Genomic DNA, 14,451 nt, shown 5'->3' with positions numbered 1-14,451 from the left:
GTATGAGGTAGGCTATACCACGGGAGCCCACATGAACATGCCCTGGACGCTCGCCCGTCGGACAGCACGGAACGCAGCCAAACCCCTGGACGCCGTCGAGGTCGCCCTAGCCGACGGCCTGGGCCTGGCGCTCGCCTCAGGTGTGCGCGCCCTGGCCAGCCAGCCGACCTGCGACACCTCGGCGATGGACGGCTACGCGACCGCCGGGCCAGGCCCGTGGACGATCGTGGGACGCGTGGCGGCCGGCGACCCGGTGCCGTCGGTGTTCCTGCGCTGCGGGGAGGCGTTCGGCGTGGCCACGGGCGCGCCGGTACCGGACGGTGCCGACCGCGTGCTGCCGGTGGAGATCTGCGCGGTCGACGGAGCTCTGCTAACAGAAGCTGCGAGTGCGCAATGTCAACATGCTGCATGTCAACATCACGACAACTGCACACGCCGAGTCGCCCCGCCTCACATCGGCAAACACATCCGCCGCCGAGGCGAGGACTGGTCGGCCGGCGACGAACTGATCCCCGCCGGCTCCGTCGTCACGCCGGCCGTCCTGGGCTTGGCCGCGGGTGCCGGCCACGACACCCTGCTGGTCCACCGCCGCCCGCGCGTCGCCGTGATCGTGACCGGAGATGAGCTCCTTCATTCCGGTCCGCCGCGGCCTGGCCGGGTCCGCGACGCCATCGGCCCGATGCTGCCCGGCCTGCTGGCCGGAGCCGAGCTCCTCGGCACCACTCACCTACGCGACGATCCGGCCGCCCTCGCCGACGCCCTGACGTTCGGCGCGGCCGACCTGCTCGCCACCACCCACCCACGCGACAATCCAGCCAACGCCCCGACCGCCGCCGATCCGCTCCCCGCCAACGCCCCGACCTTCGACACAGCCGACGTCCTCGTCACCTGCGGCGCCACCTCGGTCGGCCCGGCGGATCACCTGCGGCGCCTGCTCGCCGACCTGGGCGCGGAGATCCTGGTCAGCGGCGTCGCCTGCCGCCCCGGCCATCCGATGCTGCTCGCCGTTCTCCCCGACGGCCGCTACGTCGTCGGCCTGCCGGGCAACCCGTTCGCCGCCCTGGCCGCGGTGCTGACCCTGCTCCGGCCGTTGCTCGACACCCTCGGCGGCCACACCGCCCGCCCACCGGTCACCGCGTGGCTTCAGGACGCCTGCGCGCACCCGAGAGACACCCGGCTGGTCCCGGTCGTCCGGACCGGCGGAGAGGTTGTCCCGGCCGGCCACGACCGGCCGGGTTCGCTGTGGGGTGCGGCGCTGGCCGACGCGCTCGCGGTCGTTCCACCCGGTCACGAAGGCGGCGAGGTGGAACTGCTCACTTATGCGGGCCAGCGGCCGGTGTAGCCCTCGGCGAGGAACCGCGAGCCCGCCTCCGAGCCGACCACCGAGCCCAGCTCGCCGAGCTGGCGGCGCACGTCGAAGTCCGTCGCGCCCGGCAGGGCGTGCAGCATCGTCGTCATCCAGTACGAGAAGTGCTGTGCCTTCCACACCCGGTCCAGCGCGCGCGGGCCGTACTCGTCCAGGGCTTCGGCATCGTTCTTGAGCAGCGCGCGCTCGATGAGCTCGGCCAGCACCTTCACGTCCGCCAGCGCGAGGTTGAGGCCCTTCGCGCCGGTCGGCGGCACGGTGTGGGCGGCGTCGCCGGCGAGCAGGAGTTTGCCGTGGCGCATGGGTTCCGCGACGAACGACCGGAAGCGCAGCACCGTCTTCTCGGTGATCGGTCCCTCGTTGAGGGTGAAGCCGTCCGGCCCGGCGACGCGCGCCTGCAGTTCCTGCCAGATCTGGTCCGCCGACCACGCGGTGGGGTCGGTCTCCGGGTCGCACTGGAAGTACATGCGCTGGTGGGTTTCGGTGCGCTGGCTGATCAGCGCGAACCCGTGCGGTGAGTGCGCGTAGACCAGTTCGGGGGCGCTGCGCGGGGCCTCGGTGATGATGCCGAACCAGGCGAACGGGTACTCGCGGAAGCTGTGCGTGCGCATGGATTCCGGCACTTGCGCCCGGCAGATCGAGCGGGAGCCGTCCGCGCCGACCAGCAGGTCGCAGCGCACCTCCTGGCGGACGCCGTCGCTGTCGGTGAAGCGGATCGCGGGCTCGGTGATGTCGACCGACGTGTCGCTGACGCCGAACCGCACGTCGCCGCCGTCGCGTTCGCGGGCGTTCGCGAGGTCGACGAACACGTCGGTCTGCGGGTAGAGCCAGACCGATTCGCCCACGAGCGCGCGGAAGTCGATGCGATGGCTCTCGCCGCCGAACCGCAGGTCGATGCCCTCGTGCGGATGTCCGTCGCGCAGCACCCGATCGGACACCCCGGTGTCGACGAGCAGCCGGGCGCTGTCGGCCTCCAGGATGCCGGCGCGGACCGTGTTCTCGATCTCCACGCGCGTTCTGTTGTCGACGACGATGCTGTCGATCCCGTTGAGCGACAACAGGTGCGAGAGCATGAGACCGGCCGGTCCGGCGCCGACGATGCCGACCTGGGTTTTCTGCGTGTTCATGTGTCCTCCCGCAAGACCTGACGTGCCACAGAGAACGCGTGGTTCGCCGCGGGCACCCCGCAGTAGATCGCGCTCTGCAAGATCACTTCACCGATCTCCTCGACGCTCAACCCGTTCCGCCGGGCCGCCGCGACGTGCAGCTTCAACTCGTCCCAGTGCCCGTGCGCGATCAACGCCGTGAGCGTGATCGCGCTGCGCATCCGCCGGTCCAGCCCAGGCCGCGTCCAGATCTCGCCCCACGCATACCGCGTGATGAAGTCCTGGAAGTCCTTTGTGAACTCGTCCGGCTTCGCGCGGTCCACATGCGCGTCTCCCAGCACCTCACGCCGAACCTTCATGCCGTCGTCGTACGACACCGCATCTCCTCAAGCACCTGGACCAACACCTCGGCCACCGCCGCCGGAACCTCGGCGGGAGGCAGATGCCCGCACCCGCCGAGCACCCGATCAGCCGTCGCCGGTGACACCACGACGTCGTGCTCCCCCACCAACACCTTGCACGGCCGCACCGCCGCACCGGCTTCGAACCGGCCCAACGCCTCGCACGCCAACGCGTACGACTCCTTGTCCGCGTCGGCCAACGCCCTGAGCAGTCCCCCGGCCACCTGCGGCGCCCGCTCGACGAACCCCGGCGCGAACCACCGCTGCGCCGACCCCTCGACCATCACCGGCGTACCGGCCCGCCGCACCAACGCGGCACGCTCCCGCCACGCCTCAGGCAATCCGATCCGCGGCGCCGCCCCGATGCACACGACCGCCTCGAACGGCCCTTCTGCTCGCGTGGCCAGCTCGAACCCGACCGCGCCGCCGAACGACACCCCGGCGTACTCGATCCGCCTTCCGCCGCCCAACGCCGCAACCCGCCCGATCAGCTCGTCCGCGATGTCCTCGACGGTGAACGGCTCCTTCGCGGGAGCGCCAGAGCCGTGGCCGGGCAGGTCCCAGCCGATCACCTCGAACTCCCCGCCGAGCGCCAGCGCGCTGTCCCGCCAGAGCAACGCCACCGAGGTGCCCAGCGAAGGCCCGACCACCAGCAGCCGTTGCGACGACTCCGACCCCGCCAGCCGCGTCAGGCTCAGCTCAGCCGCCATTTTCTGTCAGACCTCTCTGAGACGATTGGGATGGGGACCTCGTGCTCCCCTGGAGGGGGTCCAGTCGGGATCGATTCCGAAGGAGCACCTCGTCCACGAACACCTCGGCCGCCCCGAGGTAGGCGGCCGGATCCGTCCCGCCGCCCCGCTCCGCCAGCAACTCGCCCGCCGCCTCGGCAGCCCGCCGCGCCATCACGTCCGCGTGCACCTCGAGCCCCTCGACCAGCTCGGCCGCCTGCGAAGCCGTCACCGCCGCCAGCTCCAGCAGCGACCGCAGCGCCGGCCACTCCGCGTGCCAAGCTCCGTCCGGTCGTTCGTCCACCGCCCGCGCCGAACACAGGTGCAGCTGCGCCCCCAGCTGTGGAGCCTGCAAAGCCGCGCTGTTCACCAGTACCGACAGCACCGGATTCCGCTTGTGCGGCATGGTCGACGACCCGCCGCGCCCCGCCACCGCGCCCTCGCGAACCTCGCCGATCTCGGGCCGCCCCAGCGTCAGCAGATCCGCGGCCATCACCCCGAGCGCGTCGCACGTGCGCACCAGTGCGTCGCCAAGACGCGTGACCGGCGCGCGATACGTGTGCCAGGGCATCCCTGGCCACGCCAGACCGAGGTAGTTCGCGAACTCGGCAGCGGCCGCGACCGGATCCGACTCCACCCGAGCCAGCGTCCCCGCCGCGCCCCCGCACTGCACCGGCAGGTTCCGCGACACGACGTCCAGCTCGTCCAGCGTGTCCAGCACGCCCACCAGCCACCGCGCGGCCTTGAGCCCGAACGTGATCGGCACGGCGAACTGCGTCAACGTCCGCCCCGCCATCACGCTCGCCCGGTGCTCGTCCGCCAGCCGGGCGAGTGCGGCGGCGACCCGGCCCAGGTCAGCCGAGACTCGCGCCAGCACCTCACGCGCCAGCAACATCAGCGCGGAGTCGAGGACGTCCTGGCTCGTCAGTCCAGTGTGGACGGGACCGGAGACCCGGTTGCGCAAGGCCGAAACCAGCGGCAGCACCGGATTTCCGGCGGCCTCGATCTCACGTGGGTCGAGCGCGGGTACCCAGGAGTCCAGCGAGACCGAGTTGCCGAGCACGCGCGCCCAGGCGACCTCGACCGACACCATCGCCCGCACGAACGCGGCGTCATCCACCAGACCGGCGGCGCGATACGAGCCCGGCAGCACGATCAACTCCGCGGGAACTTGAAGAACACCGTCTCGGACGGCCCCTGCAGGTGGATGTCGAACCGCAGCCGCCCGTCCGGCTCGCGCGAGGCGACCAAGCCGTCGATAGCGCCGTCAGCGCCCGGCAGGTAGATCCGCGTGAACAACCGGTCGAGCAAGCCGCGCGCGAACACCGTCACCGCGAAGAACGGCAGTCCGGGCTCGACGGTGCTGAACCAGTAGTGCCCGGCGCCGTCCGTGCAGGACCGCCCCCACCCGGTGAACCCGGCTCCGCGCCGCCGCAGCGACCCGCCCACCGCCGGCACCACACCGGAGGCGTCGGCCTGCCGGATCTCGATCATCGCGTCCGGCACCGGCGCGCCCGCGCCGTCGTAGACGTGGCCGTGCAGCACCACGGATCCGGCCGAGCCGAACGGCACCAGCTCGGAGTCGCCCGCGTACGCGAGCGCGTGGTGGAAGAACGGGCCGACGGTCTGCCCGGGGGTCTCAGTCATCGGACGGCTCCAGGTAGGTCGCGTGGCTGCCGGTCAGCACGATGTCCCAGCGGTAGCCGAGCAGCCACTCGTGCTCGGACCGGGCGTGGTCGTACGTCGCGATCAACCGGGACAACGCGCCCGGATCGGTGATCGACTGGGCGATCGGGTCCAGCGCCAGCAGCTGGTCGCCGGGGAAGTACATCTGCGTGATCAGGCGCTGGGTGAAGTCCGTGCCGAACAACGAGAAGTGGATGTGCGCGGGCCGCCAGGCGTTGTGGTGGTTGCGCCACGGGTAGGGGCCCGGCTTGATCGACGTGAACGAGTACCAGCCGTCGTCGTCGGTGAGGCACCGGCCCACGCCGGTGAAGTGCGGATCCAGCGGCGCCGGGTGCTGGTCGCCCTGGTGCGAGTACCGGCCGGCGGCGTTGGCCTGCCAGATCTCGACGAGCTGGCGGCGCACCGGCCGGCCGTCGCCGTCGAGCACGCGCCCGTGCACCCGGATGCGTTCGCCGATCGGCTCGCCACCGCGCTGGACGGTCAGGTCGGACTCGACGGCGTCGACGTCGGAGTGACCGAACACGGGGGCGAGCAGCTCGGCGCCTTCGGGGTCGACGAGCTGCAGTTCCTTGGTCGGGTGGCGTAACAGGGTGCTGCGGTACGGCGGGAAGTCCAGCAGCGGCGCACCCTTCGGTGAGTCGGCCTGGAGCTTCGCGATCTCGTCGCTGATCTCGTGCTGACTGGTCGTCACACCATCGAACGTTAGGGAGCCGCACCGAACGCCGTCGACCGTGGTCTTCCACTGAACGGAAAGCACCCTCCTCACCAGCCGAACCAGCCGAACTAGCCGACAGTGCAGGCAGCGCCGTTCAGCGTGAACGCCTCCGGCACGGAGTTGAGGCCGTTGACCGCGCCGTTGAACCCGAGCGAGATCGAGCCGTCGGGCACGATCAAAGCGGTGTAACTCGCGTTGGTCGTGGTCACGTCCCCGCCGGACTGGGACGAGGTGGCGTTCCACATCTGCGTGATCGTCTGCCCGTCGGCGAACCGCCAGCGCAACGTCCAGCCGTTGATCAGCGCGCCACTCACGTTGCGCACGGTCACCTCGGCCTGGAACGAGCCGGGCCACGTGCTGTTGATCCGGTACGCCACCACACAGGGTGGAGCGGGTGGAGCCGGCGGTGTGGCCGACGTGGAGGGAGGAGGCGGCGGCGCCGGAGTCGAGGTGGGACACTCCTGCGCCCAAAGTCCGATTTTTGCCTTTGCCGCCTTGGTTTCCGCCTCCATCAGCGGGCCACCGTCCACGCCGGAGGTTCGCAGCGCGCCGGCGGACACGGCCGCCAGCGCGAAGTCGGTACCGTCCTGCAGTACCAGCGACACTTCACCGGGCGTGATGCTGCCGACATGGACTTCCTTGTCCAGCAACGTCTTCGTGGTGAAGTCCAGGGCCGCGGCCGCGTTGCACGAGGCCGGCTCGGCGAGCAGCGAGATGCGGGCGCGGGTGCCGTCCGCCAGTTCGACGGTGCGGCCGTCGATCACGGAGCGCACCTTTGTGGACGGCAGGTTCTCCACCGGCCGAGGAGACGAGACCCGGGGTGCGGCATGCGGGGTGCCGCCCTGCTCGGCCGTGCAGGCGGTCGCGCAGATGATCAGGGTCAACAGCACCAAAAAGTGCTTCCGTGCTGCCATAGGACAAATTTATCGCCGGTGGGTGCGCGTGCAATCAACTGTTCGGAGTTGATCAACTCCGGCGTTCGGAGGCTGTGATCGGTGAACACGCGATGTTCACCCCCAGGCTGCGCCATTTGTGCGAACGTGAAGGGGCCGAACCGTTCCACGTCCCTCCCGATGGAGGTCTGAAGTGCAAACCCTGCAACCGCACTGGACACGTCGTCTGTTCGCCGCTCTCGCCATCGTCGCGTCAGTGCTCGGCGCGACCACGGTCGTCACCCCCGCCGCCGACGCCGCCGTCTACAACACCTGCACGCAGTCCCGCTGCTCGGCAGCCCGCGACGCCAACTCGACCTGGAGGTCGCTGGGCTACCCGGACCGCGGCTGGTACAGCTGGCCGAACGGGCAGTACAACTACACGGGCGGCACCTTCCAGAACCGCGAGGGCCAACTGCCGGCCGGCCACACCTACCAGGAGTTCGACGTCTACCCGCGCGCCCGCGGTGCCGCCAGGGACGCGTACCGGATCGTCCGGGACCGCACCAACGGTTACGTCTACTTCTCGCCCAACCACTACACCGACTTCTACCGCATCACCACTTCCTGACGAGCTTCACCGGGCGCCGCGGTCGATCCACGAGGTCTGCACGCGGCGGGCGAGGTGTCCGGGTTCGGCGGCGGAAAGCGCCTAGCCACTCGAACCCGGCTGATCAACCTCCGGATCGCTCTGTTCCCACGCCGCGCTGAACAGCGACATGGCGAGGTCGTAGACCAGGCTGGGACGGCGGGCCGCGACACACGGCGAATGACGTCCGTGCACCGACCCGCCGTACAGCGTCAGGTAGGCCACCTCGTTGGTGATGATCACCCGGTGTGTGTGCGGGAGGTTGTACAAGCGCAACGACACGTTGCCGTGGCGGCGGGCCGCGGCAGCCACGAAGTGTGTGTTCGTGCGGACCTGTTCGGCCAGGAAACCGGTCGAGAAGGTCGGGTCCGCACGTCGCATGTCCTCTTCGCGTCTGGCGACCCACGAGTCCGGGCCGCGCCGCAGGTCGGGCAGCAGCACCTCGACGAACTGAGGTGGCCGCATCCCGCCTGTCCACACGGGTTTGAACGTGTCGCGGGTCAACTCGTTCCCGCGGCCCGTCAGGACGCGGATCCACTGGGCACCGGCCAGATCGCGGCCCAGGTCCTGGCTGGCGAGTTCCTGGCGGTCGTACACCTGCCGCACCGGCAAACCCGCGAGTCGCGAGAACAACGCCGTCAGCACCCGCCGGAGCCGTTTGGAGAGCAGCCACCCGGTCGCGACGGTGAGCGAGGTGGCGACGAGCGAGCTGACGACACCGATGACGAAGTCGGCCACGTCGTCTCACCCGACCAGGTAAGGAATCAGCTCGCGGACCACACTGGCGGCGTTCCTCGCCGCGAGCGGCTGGGCGTCGTCGTTCTTCCGCTCATCGGCGAGATCCGAGATTCCCCGCACGACGACCCACGGGCACGAACCGTTCTCGTGGCAGAACTGGCCCAGCCCGTCGGACTCCATGTCCACGGCGAGCGTCTTGTCGTTGAACCCCCGCAGGTACCTGACCACCTCCGCGTCCGCGCGGGCGAGAACGCCGTTGCCGGAGCCGATCAGACCGGACCGCGCCACGAAGCCGGGGAACTCGGCAGGCTCACCCCGCGCGGAGAAGAACGCGCTGACGGCGTGCCCGACGACCGCCGGAGCTTCCCAGTGACGGCCACGGCGCTGCGTGCCCGCCGGTGTCTCCTTGTGCAGGTCGTAACCCACGACCTTGGTGGCGACCACGACGTCGCCGATGCCCTGGCCCGGATCGATGCCGCCCGCGATACCGGCCAGCACCAGCACTTTCGGCGAGAAGCGCTGAACCAGCCTCCGTGCCGCGTCCATCGCCGCGCCCTGGCCCTGGCCGTGCGTCTGCACGGCCACGACACGGGTGAACCGCTTGCCCGCGTGGAAGACGTCGTCGAACGGTGCCAGTTCGAGCACTTGACGGACGGCACTGGTCTCGTCCGCGGTCATGGTGATCACCCCGACTTCGGGGGCGATCTCCGGCCGCTCGACGGGAGCAGGTACCGCGTTGACCGACGCGTTCGGTCCGATGGCAACGCCGCTCAACGTGGCGGTGTCGTTGAAGTACGCGCCTTTGACGTGGATGTTGGTGTTCATTCCGCTGCTCCTGGCTTGCTCGGCGGGTTGGGCTGGTTCGACTGGTTCACCTGAGCGTTCGCGCCGATCGCGGAGTTTTCGATCTTGAGTGGGCCGGCGCTGAAGACATCGGTGGTGATGATGTTGGTGACCTGCCCCTTGAACGCCGAGACGTCCATTCCCTTCAACTCGAGGAACTCCTTGATCGCGTCGAGCAGGGTGTTGAGGATGACGTTCTTGCTGTCCTCGATCTCCCGCCGGTCGAACGCGACGTGCCGGGGCCGGTCCACCAGTTCGACCGCCTGGCGGAGACTGAAGCGCGAGCCGACGCCTCTGCGCCGCCGCGGAGTCACCGCGCGGTCCCGCCGTCCGTACAGCGCACAGGCGACCACCCAAGGCGCGGTGATGAGACGCCACGCGTCGCCGGCCTCGCGCGGAAGATCGCGTAACGCCCGGAAAGCCGAGCGGGCGACCGCGCCCGCGCCGTTCTCCCGATGGGCGTCAACGGAGAGGAACTCGTACGGCAGGCTCGTGAGCATGCCGAGCACCATGTCGACGTTCAGCGTGCGTGCTCGCAGCGTCAGCCCCAGGAACAGCGTGGTCACCACTTCGCCTGTCTTGCTGACGCTGACCTCCAGGTAGTGCTGCACCGGACTGTTGGGGTCGTTGGCGATCTCGTCTATCTCGTCGGGCGTCGGCTCGCCGAGCAGCAGGTGCGTGGCCGCCAGCACCTTCTCCTGCGAGACGAACAGCCGATCTCGCACGTGCAGGCCCGACAGTCCGGGTCCTTCGTGCGACCTGCTCAGCTCGGTGGCCTTCTTCTGGAGGAACCGCATCAGTTCCGCGGCATCGAACCGTGGTTCGTCGCTCGTGATGAAGTCGGCTTTCCTGGCCTCGTCGCGCACCAGTTGAATCGACCGCTGCGGCCAGGTGTACACGAATCCGCTGCCCAGGAACGGACTCGGCGTGCCGTAGGTCGAGTTGTCGTGGTCGTAGACCACCAACGTGCTCGTTTGCTGGGTGTCGACCACTTCGGACCGCTTGCAGAGACGGGCAGGCCGAAGATTCGCGACGAGGTGCATCTGGTTCACGGCGAGTTGCCGGGTCATCCCCGCGACGATCACGAGAAAGGCCGTCAGCGACACCAGGACGGCGCTCTGCGGCAGAGAAGCCGACAGGGAGGTATGTGTGCGATCGGCGGTGTGCACCACCGCGCCTGCCAGCACCGCGCATCCGCCGAGGTTCAGGAGGAACCGGTGGGTCTGTTCCTTCAGTTCCTGTTCCTCCTCTTCCGACACCTTCCTGCCGAGACATTTCCGCCCCACCAAACGGCCCTTGAGCCGCACCGCTCTGAGGAACGCGCGTGCTGCGTTCGTCGCCAACGGCATCGCCGCGATGGCGCACCCGGCCAGCACGGTCGCCGTGACATCGGTCAGCAGCCCGGCTGTCAGGACCGTGAGCGTGCAGATCTGGTGCGCGGTTCCCAGCACCCACGCCCGCCGGGCGTGCTCCAGCACCGGGACGAGATCGAACCCGTAGGACGGCGCCACGCGGTGCCGGCAGTCGTTGTGCACTCCGCGGATGACCAGATCGCGAAAGTGCCGGTTGAGGTAAACGCCGGCGCACAGACGCCGGGTAGCCGTGTTCAGCCGGCCGTCGGACACCGTGGAAGCTCCGCCCATGTCGACACCTCCGGACTATGGGTCACCCTGACCATAAGTGCCGCCGGAGTTAAGGTCAATCCGACCATTAGGGGGTATGGTGAGGTCGTGATCAGCGAAGTTCCTCCACCACGCCACGCCACCGGGGTCGCTGTGACGGTCGACCTGGTGATCTTCACGATCAGGGCCGACCGGCTCCAGGTGTTGCTGGTGGAGCGAGGCAAGGCACCGTTTCTCGGCAGGCCGGCGCTGCCCGGCGGATACGTCCGCGACGGGGAGACGCTGAACGGCACCGCGTTGCGCGAGCTGAGCGAGGAGACCGGGCTCGACGGGCGGGGCCTGCACCTGGAGCAGCTGAAGACCTACGGTGATCCCGGACGCGACCCGCGCGGGCGGGTGATCACGGTGGCGTACCTGGCCCTCGTCCCGAACCTGTCCGCCCCGGTCGCCGGCACCGACGCCAGGGCGGCGAGCTGGGTACCGGTGGACTCGGTCGACTTCGGCGACCTCGCCTTCGACCACGCCGTGATCCTGCGCGAGGCGCTCGAACTGGCGCGTTCTCAGCTGGAATACACGACCGTTGCCGCGGCTTTCTGCACGGAACCGTTCTCCATCAGCGATCTCCGCCGCGTGTACGAGGTGGTGTGGGGATTTCCGCTCGACCCGAGCAACTTCCGTCGCAAGGTGACCGGAGCGGAGAACTTCCTCGTCTCCACCGGCGAGCGCAGGGTTCCGGAGATCGGCCGGCCGGCCGCGCTCTACCGGAGAGGAACCGCCCAGTTGCTCTTCCCGCCGCTGATGCGTTCTGCCACCGTCCCTCAGGCGCGGATCAGTACGTTCTGAAGTCGTTCCGACTCCGAAGACCGTTACCACCGAACAGAAGGTGGCAGCGCCGCTCCCCCTGCGGCACCGCCACCTTCTCCCCCGTTCGTGGAACCCCCTCGTCCACGACGCACAGCGTGCCAGGGTGAACCTGAAGGGACGCTGAACGATCCTGAACCGAATTTCAGGACTCGATCACGGCCGATGCGGCAGGCTGCTCCCATGCGCGTGCTCGTGGTGGAGGACGATCCTCGTCTCGCTGATCTGCTCGCCCGCGGCCTGACCGCCGAAGGGTTCGCCGTCGACGTGGAGCGCACCGGCACGGACGGGCTGTGGCGGGCGAGGGAGCACCCGTACGACGTGATCGTCCTGGACATCATGCTGCCCGGCCTCAACGGTTACCGGGTCTGCCAGGAGCTGCGGGACGCGGGTGTGTGGACGCCGATCCTGATGCTCACCGCGAAGGACGGCGAGTTCGACGAGGCCGAGGGCCTGGACACCGGCGCGGACGACTACCTGACCAAGCCGTTCTCCTACGTGGTGCTGGTGGCCCGGCTGAGGGCGCTCGCCCGGCGGTCGCGCACCGCCCAGCCGGTGTTGCTGCGGGCTGGCGACCTGGTGCTCGATCCGGTCAGCCGGGAGTGCCACCGGGGTACGACGCGGATCGACCTGAAGGCGAAGGAGTTCTCGGTGCTGAACTTCCTGCTCAGGCACGCGGGTGAGGTCGTCACCAAGTCGGAGATCATCGACGGCGTGTGGGACGCGGCGCACGACCCCGACCCCAACCTCGTCGAGGTCTACATCAGCGCGCTACGTCGCAAGATCGACACGCCGTTCGACCGGCGGAGCATCACCACCGTGCGCGGCGTCGGCTACCGGTTGGTGGATCGATGAAATCCCTCCAGGTCAAAGTGACCGTGCTGGCCACGGTGATCACCGCCCTGCTGATCGGCGTCGCCGGGACGCTGATGCTGGTGTCGCAACGCCAGCAGATCATCGCCCAGACCGCGGACAGCTCGCGCACGCACCACGTGTGTTCCGCCCTCAACGTCTGCGTCGTGCTGGACAAGCAGGCGCCTGTCGTCACGCCTGGGACGTCCGTCCGGTACGTGACCATGGAAGTGCTGCCGAACCTGTCGCTGTGGCCGTTCACCGAGGTCGACGACACCTCGTATCAACTGATCGGAGCAGGGCCACGACTCGGCACCGACGAGGCACGTGCGGCTGCCTCGGAGGCGCAGCGGCAACTGAACAGAGTGACGCTCACCCTGTTCGGCGTGCTCAGCTCGATCACCGCACTGGTGGCGGCCACCGTACTGGCCGCGGCCAGCCGGGTGCTGCGGCCGGTGGAGGCGATGCGGGCCCAGGTGGCCGAGATCAACGAGCACAACCTCTCCCGGCGTGTTCCGGTTCCGTCCTCCGACAACGAGATCGCCCGGCTGGGCGCCACGCTGAACGAGACGCTCGACCGGGTGCACCGCTCCGTCGAGGACACCCGCAGGTTCGTCGCGGACGCCTCGCACGAGCTGCGCAGCCCGCTGGCCGCACTGCGGGCCGAGTTGGAGATCGCGTTGCAGCATCCGCACATGGCGGACTGGTCCACCGTGGTGAAGGCGGCACTGGAGGACGCCGAACGGCTGCAGGAACTGACCACGGACCTGTTGCTGCTGGCCAGGCTCGACGCCGACGCGCTGGACAGGCAGGACACCGTCGACCTCACCGCCGTGGTGCACCGGGAGGTCTCGCGCCGGGCGATGGTCACCCTCGACGCCGACGACCAGGTGCTCGTTCCTGGGCGGCGCGCCCAGCTGTCCAGGCTGCTCGGCAACCTGCTGGACAACGCCGAACGCCACGCGGGCACCGCGGTGGTCGTGCGCCTGCGCGGCGGGTCTTCCGCGACGCTCGAAGTCATCGACGACGGTCCCGGCATCCCCGAAGCGGACCGGGAACGCGTCTTCGACCGGTTCACCCGGCTCGACGAGGCCCGCACGCGGGCCGCGGGCGGCGCCGGTCTCGGGCTCGCGATCGCCCGGCGCATCGCCACCAGGCATCACGGCACACTCGAGGCCACCGATGCCGAGGGGTTCCGCGGAATCCGTTTTGTGGCAACGATTCCAACCGGGATCCCGCAGCCGAGGAAGGCCGCCGTCATCGCGCACCAACGTGCGGGCGACGACGTGTGGCAGATCCTCAACGGCACCATCGTCTCGACGCACGGCCACCTCCCCGAACCACGCCGAGTGCCGGAACCGGAGCTGGACTGGGATCTCATCTTCGGCGAGCACCAGCCGGTGGCGGCTACCTGAGGCGGTCGAGGACGCGTTTCACCGAGCTCTCCGGGGTTTCCACGGCCGAGTCGAGCACCAGGTGGTCGTCCTCCCACGGCTCCCACAGGCCGCGCATGCGCTCGATGTGCTGCCACGGAACCGTTGCGTGCCAACCAGGAATGCCGCGTGACCGGCCCTCGGTCCGCTCGCGGTGCAGGCGTTCGTCCGAGCAGACGCACTCCACCCCGACGAACTCGCCGCCGAGCCGTTCCGCGAGCTCACGCAGACGTCCACGCTCCTCGCGGGTGTGGCCGGTCGCGTCGACGATCACGTCGATCCCGAGCTGGACGTGCCGGGCCACCAAGGCGGTGAGCTGCAGGTCCGCCACGTCGTACGCGTTCTCGTCGGTGATCGCGCGAGCCAGCACGAGCGATCCCAGCACCCAGTCCATCGAGAAGATCGGCGCCTTCAGCTGCCGGGCCAGTGACTCGGCGAGCGTGCTCTTGCCGGTGCCGGGAATGCCGGCGACCAGCACCACCTTGGGGCTCTCGGTGGTCGGTTCGAGGTCCAGGTATGGGCTCATGTCCCTACCTAAACAGCAATGCGCGCTCCCATGATCACTGTTCGCTCTCGGGG

16 protein-coding genes are annotated in these 14,451 nt (G+C 69.4%); 5 read left to right on the top strand and 11 right to left on the bottom strand.

Features of this window, described 5'->3' with window-relative positions; all coding sequences use genetic code 11:
- Positions 1–31 precede the first annotated feature (31 nt).
- Positions 32–1,342, top strand: coding sequence for a molybdopterin molybdotransferase MoeA (locus B0F77_RS28270; RefSeq protein ID WP_086666034.1), 1,311 nt, complete (start codon positions 32–34; stop codon positions 1,340–1,342).
- Here the strand turns inward: B0F77_RS28270 and B0F77_RS28265 are convergent.
- The 7 genes from B0F77_RS28265 to B0F77_RS28235 form a co-directional block, all read right to left on the bottom strand.
- On the bottom strand, positions 1,318–2,493 hold the full coding sequence (locus B0F77_RS28265; RefSeq protein WP_086666033.1) for a 4-hydroxybenzoate 3-monooxygenase: 1,176 nt from the start codon (positions 2,491–2,493) through the stop codon (positions 1,318–1,320). The genes B0F77_RS28270 and B0F77_RS28265 overlap by 25 nt on opposite strands.
- The gene (locus B0F77_RS28260; RefSeq protein ID WP_086666081.1) at positions 2,490–2,831 is read right to left on the bottom strand and encodes a carboxymuconolactone decarboxylase family protein; all 342 of its coding nucleotides are present in this window, start codon (positions 2,829–2,831) and stop codon (positions 2,490–2,492) included. The genes B0F77_RS28265 and B0F77_RS28260 overlap by 4 nt, the downstream gene beginning before the upstream one ends.
- On the bottom strand, positions 2,828–3,583 hold the full coding sequence (locus B0F77_RS28255) for an alpha/beta fold hydrolase (protein ID WP_086666032.1): 756 nt from the start codon (positions 3,581–3,583) through the stop codon (positions 2,828–2,830). The genes B0F77_RS28260 and B0F77_RS28255 overlap by 4 nt, the downstream gene beginning before the upstream one ends.
- Positions 3,573–4,754, bottom strand: a complete 1,182-nt coding sequence (locus B0F77_RS28250; RefSeq protein WP_245848745.1) for a lyase family protein — start codon at positions 4,752–4,754, stop codon at positions 3,573–3,575. The genes B0F77_RS28255 and B0F77_RS28250 overlap by 11 nt, the downstream gene beginning before the upstream one ends.
- A 2-nt stretch (positions 4,755–4,756) precedes the next feature.
- Positions 4,757–5,248, bottom strand: a complete 492-nt coding sequence (gene pcaG / locus B0F77_RS28245; RefSeq protein WP_086666031.1) for a protocatechuate 3,4-dioxygenase subunit alpha — start codon at positions 5,246–5,248, stop codon at positions 4,757–4,759.
- Complete coding sequence (gene pcaH, locus B0F77_RS28240) at positions 5,241–5,978, bottom strand: protocatechuate 3,4-dioxygenase subunit beta (RefSeq protein ID WP_086666030.1); 738 nt, start codon at positions 5,976–5,978, stop codon at positions 5,241–5,243. The genes pcaG and pcaH overlap by 8 nt, the downstream gene beginning before the upstream one ends.
- A 92-nt stretch (positions 5,979–6,070) precedes the next feature.
- Complete coding sequence (locus tag B0F77_RS28235) at positions 6,071–6,916, bottom strand: cellulose binding domain-containing protein (protein ID WP_086666029.1); 846 nt, start codon at positions 6,914–6,916, stop codon at positions 6,071–6,073.
- Positions 6,917–7,088: 172 nt separating this feature from the next.
- Here B0F77_RS28235 and B0F77_RS28230 point away from each other — a divergent pair, with 172 nt between their 5' ends.
- A complete protein-coding gene (locus B0F77_RS28230; protein WP_086666028.1) occupies positions 7,089–7,505 on the top strand; it encodes a ribonuclease domain-containing protein in 417 nt (138 codons plus the stop codon).
- A gap of 81 nt (positions 7,506–7,586) precedes the next feature.
- On the opposite strand, the gene B0F77_RS28225 is transcribed toward B0F77_RS28230, so the two are convergent.
- From B0F77_RS28225 to B0F77_RS49980, 3 genes are read right to left on the bottom strand one after another with little or no spacing between them, the layout of a single operon-like run.
- On the bottom strand, positions 7,587–8,261 hold the full coding sequence (locus B0F77_RS28225; protein ID WP_086666027.1) for a hypothetical protein: 675 nt from the start codon (positions 8,259–8,261) through the stop codon (positions 7,587–7,589).
- 6 nt (positions 8,262–8,267) lie between these two features.
- Entirely contained in the window at positions 8,268–9,086 is an 819-nt protein-coding gene (locus tag B0F77_RS28220) for a 5'-methylthioadenosine/S-adenosylhomocysteine nucleosidase family protein (RefSeq protein WP_086666026.1), read from the bottom strand.
- The gene (locus B0F77_RS49980) at positions 9,083–10,747 is read right to left on the bottom strand and encodes a hypothetical protein (protein ID WP_245848743.1); all 1,665 of its coding nucleotides are present in this window, start codon (positions 10,745–10,747) and stop codon (positions 9,083–9,085) included. Before B0F77_RS49980 ends, B0F77_RS28220 begins: the two co-directional genes overlap by 4 nt.
- Positions 10,748–10,834: 87 nt before the next feature.
- Between B0F77_RS49980 and B0F77_RS49975 the strand changes: the two genes are divergently transcribed.
- From B0F77_RS49975 to B0F77_RS28200, 3 genes are all read left to right on the top strand, one after another.
- Positions 10,835–11,569 (top strand): NUDIX hydrolase, encoded by a 735-nt coding sequence (locus B0F77_RS49975; protein ID WP_245848742.1) that lies wholly within the window; start codon positions 10,835–10,837, stop codon positions 11,567–11,569.
- A 201-nt stretch (positions 11,570–11,770) separates the two neighbouring features.
- Positions 11,771–12,442, top strand: a complete 672-nt coding sequence (locus tag B0F77_RS28205) for a response regulator (protein WP_086666023.1) — start codon at positions 11,771–11,773, stop codon at positions 12,440–12,442.
- Positions 12,439–13,854 (top strand): sensor histidine kinase, encoded by a 1,416-nt coding sequence (locus B0F77_RS28200; protein ID WP_086666022.1) that lies wholly within the window; start codon positions 12,439–12,441, stop codon positions 13,852–13,854. Before B0F77_RS28205 ends, B0F77_RS28200 begins: the two co-directional genes overlap by 4 nt.
- Here the strand turns inward: B0F77_RS28200 and B0F77_RS28195 are convergent.
- Complete coding sequence (locus tag B0F77_RS28195; protein WP_086666021.1) at positions 13,847–14,398, bottom strand: P-loop nucleotide/nucleoside kinase family protein; 552 nt, start codon at positions 14,396–14,398, stop codon at positions 13,847–13,849. The genes B0F77_RS28200 and B0F77_RS28195 overlap by 8 nt on opposite strands.
- Positions 14,399–14,451 lie beyond the last annotated feature (53 nt).

It is taken from the genome of Lentzea kentuckyensis, assembly GCF_002150765.1.
Classification (GTDB): Bacteria; Actinomycetota; Actinomycetes; order Mycobacteriales; family Pseudonocardiaceae; genus Lentzea; species Lentzea kentuckyensis.
This window is presented reverse-complemented; position numbering and strand designations above follow the sequence as displayed.